We start from the raw sequence: 3,121 nt of genomic DNA on the forward strand, positions 1-3,121 counted from the left end.
TCCCGATCCCGGCCGGCACCTCGCAGCAGGGCGAGCTCTAGCACCCGGGGGCGGCGGGGTCGCTCCCGACCGTAGGCCTCCGCTGTTTCGCGCGCGTTTCCGGCGGGAGGCGCGATCCGGATCCGGAGCGGCCCCGCCCCCGGGTGCTAGAGCTCGCCCTGCTGCGAGGTGCCGGCCGGGATCGGGACGAGCCGCGTCACGACGGGCGGGTGGGCGACGAGTCCGCGGATCGCCGCGTTGAGGCGGACGACCGGCTCGCCGGCGCCGTGCGCGTCGAGCAGGTCGCCGCTCGTCCACTTCTCCAGCATGACGATGGTGCCGTCGGGCGAGTCGTGGATCGCGTAGAGCTCGCAGCCCTCCTCCTCGTGCACCTCCGCGATGGCGGTGGAGAGGGCGGCGACGAGCGCGTCGCGCTGCCCCTCGGCGGGAGTGAAGATCGCGGTGACGACGACGGGATCGGACATGGCGTGCCTTTCGGAGGGGGGAGGGGGATCAGCGCTGCGGGGGTGCGGCGCAGCTGGAGCGGATGACGAGGTCGGCCTGCACCTCGATGTGCTGCGGCGCCTCGGGGAGGCGGCCCTGCATGCGGGCGAGGACGAGCTCGACGCTGTGACGGGCGAGCATGTCGATCGGCTGGCGGACGACGCTGAGCGGCGGGGTGACCAGCTCGCTCCACGGGTTGTCGTCGAACACGACGACCGAGAGGGCCTCCGGGATCCGGATGCCGAGCTGGAAGAGCCGGTGCACGGCGCTGCGCACCTGCGCGGTGTTGGCGACGACGAGCGCGGTCGGCGGCTCCGGCAGCGCGAGGAGGGCGGCGACCGCCTCGCCGCCGACGTCGCCGCGGAAGGGCACGTCGCGCACGAGCGTGGAGTCCAGCGGCAGGCCGGCCGCGGTGAGGGAGGCGCGGTACCCGGCGACGCGGGCCTGGCCGGTGGAGGTGTGCGCGGGTCCGGAGAGGATCGCGATCCGGGTGTGGCCGAGCGCGATCAGGTGGTCGGTGGCCCGGGCGGCGGAGGCGGAGTTGCCGATGCTGACGACGTCGACGTCGTCGAGCCCGGGCGTGGTGCGGTCGACGAAGACCACGTCGACCCCGGCGCGGCGCAGGCGCGACCACTTCTCGAGGTTGTCGCCGGAGGGGGTGGCGATCACGCCTCCGACGGAGCGGTCGAGCAGGCTCGTGAGCGACTCGCCCTCGACGTGGGAGTCCTCCTGCGTGGTGACCAGGAGCACCTGGGCCCCGCGGGCGCGCGCCTCCCACACCACCTTGTCGGCGAGGCGGGCGAAGAACGGGTTGGTGAGGTCGGGCAGGACCAGGCCGATCGCGAGGGCCTGACCCTGGCTGAGCTCGCGGGCGGCGGCGCGGGGGCGGAAGCCGAGCTCGTCGATCGCCTCGACCACGCGGCGCCGGGTGTCGACAGCGACCGGGCCGGTGCCGTCGTTGAGCACGCGGGAGACGACCGAGACCGAGACGCCCGCGGTGCGGGCGACGTCGCGGATCGTCGGAGCTTTCTGCACGGGTCCTCCCGGGGGCCGGCGGGGTCCTCGTCGAACGCCGCGATGCGAACTGCTGTTGACACAGCCTAACGGGCGCTGGTACAAAACTGGTACCGGTTCCACCCCGACCGGTCAGCAGAATTCCTCCGAAGAAGACTGCGCACGACGACGACGTCCACCGCCCTCACCGGCGGCTCTCCGCGTCCGTGCGCCACCGGACCAGAGAGGTCAACGTGAACCTGTACAAACTCCTCGGCGATCGCGAACGCGAGGGCCGCCCCATCCGCGTCGGGCTGATCGGCGCCGGCCGCTACGGCACCATGTACCTCTCGCAGGCGCGCAACATCCCCGGCGTCCACGTGGTCGCCATCGCCGACGTGAACGTGGCCCGGGCCCGCGGCGCCTTCGAGCTGGTCGACTGGCCCGCCGAGGCGATGGCCGCCGACATCCCCGAGGCGCTCGCCAACCGCACCACCACCATCGTCGACAACGCGGCCGTCCTCTTCGAGCACGACATCGACGTCATCGTCGAGGCGACCGGCAACCCCATCGTCGGCGTGCATCACGCCCTCCGAGCGATCGAGACCGGCAAGCACATCATCATGGTCACCGTCGAGGCCGACGCCCTCGCCGGACCGGCGCTCGCCAAGCGGGCGGAGAAGGCGGGCATCGTCTACTCGATGGCCTACGGCGACCAGCCGGCCCTCATCATGGAGCTCGTCGACTGGGCCCGCACGAGCGGCTTCGACGTCGTCTGCGCCGGCAAGGGCGCCAAGTACCTCGAGCACTACCACCAGATGAATCCCGACAACGTCTGGGAGAACTGGGAGTTCAGCAAGGAGCTCACCGACTCCGGCCAGCTCAACCCCTACATGCACACCTCGTTCCGCGACGGCACGAAGGCCGCCATCGAGATGGCCGCTGTCGCCAACGCGGCCGGGCTCGTCCCCTCCGACGCCGGCCTCACCTTCACCCCGGGCGACGTCGAGGAGATCGCCACGATCAGCCGCCCCCGCTCGATCGGCGGAGCGCTCGACCACGAGGGCACCGTCGACGTGATGTCGAGCGTCACCCGCGACGGCGCGCTCATCCCGCACAACACCCAGGAGGGCGTCTACGTCGTCGTCAAGGCGACCAACCCCTACGTGTCGACCTGCTTCGACGAGTACCCGTGGCACCCGGACCCGACCAAGCAGTACGCGGCGCTCTACCGCCCGTACCACTACGTCGGCCTCGAGCTGAACATGTCGATCGCCAACGCCGCCCTGCGCGGCATCTCGACCGGCCACCCCGAGGGCTTCTACGGCGACGTGGTCGCGACGGCCAAGAAGGACCTCAAGGCCGGCGAGTTCCTCGACGGCGAGGGCGGCTTCACCGTCTACGGCAAGCTCGTCTCCGCGAAGCACTCGGTCGCCACCGGCGCCCTCCCCGTCGCGCTCGCCCACCACGTCGAGCTGCGCAACGACATCGCGCAGGGCGCGACGGTCGGCTGGGACGACGTCATCATCGACGAGTCCCTCGCCGAGGCGCTCGAGCTGCGCCGCGAGACCGAGGCGCTGCTCGCCTCCTGATCCGACCCCGGGCCGGGCGGCCCCCCTCCGCCCGGCCCGGGGTCGGATCAGGA

3 protein-coding genes are annotated in these 3,121 nt (G+C 72.1%); 1 reads left to right on the forward strand and 2 read right to left on the reverse strand.

All coding sequences use genetic code 11. The features are described from left to right. Positions 1-146 precede the first annotated feature (146 nt). Positions 147-464 carry a putative quinol monooxygenase gene (locus C5C39_RS17090; protein WP_104224889.1) on the reverse strand — a complete coding sequence of 106 codons (318 nt, stop codon included), beginning with the start codon at positions 462-464 and terminating at the stop codon, positions 147-149. 28 nt (positions 465-492) lie between these two features. Continuing rightward, the gene (locus C5C39_RS17095) at positions 493-1,518 is read right to left on the reverse strand and encodes a LacI family DNA-binding transcriptional regulator (RefSeq protein ID WP_104274254.1); all 1,026 of its coding nucleotides are present in this window, start codon (positions 1,516-1,518) and stop codon (positions 493-495) included. Positions 1,519-1,730: 212 nt separating this feature from the next. On the opposite strand from C5C39_RS17095, the gene C5C39_RS17100 reads away from it, so the two are divergent. Then, the gene (locus tag C5C39_RS17100; protein ID WP_104251308.1) at positions 1,731-3,068 is read left to right on the forward strand and encodes an NAD(P)H-dependent oxidoreductase; all 1,338 of its coding nucleotides are present in this window, start codon (positions 1,731-1,733) and stop codon (positions 3,066-3,068) included. Positions 3,069-3,121: the final 53 nt, after the last annotated feature.

Source organism: Rathayibacter sp. AY1F3 (genome assembly GCF_002931975.1).
Classification (GTDB): Bacteria; Actinomycetota; Actinomycetes; order Actinomycetales; family Microbacteriaceae; genus Rathayibacter.

What these genes read in the sequence shown, in the direction of transcription:
- C5C39_RS17090 (WP_104224889.1), bottom strand. Translation starts at nt 464, where the DNA reads ATGTCCGATCCCGTCGTCGTCACCGCGATCTTCACTCCCGCCGAGGGG.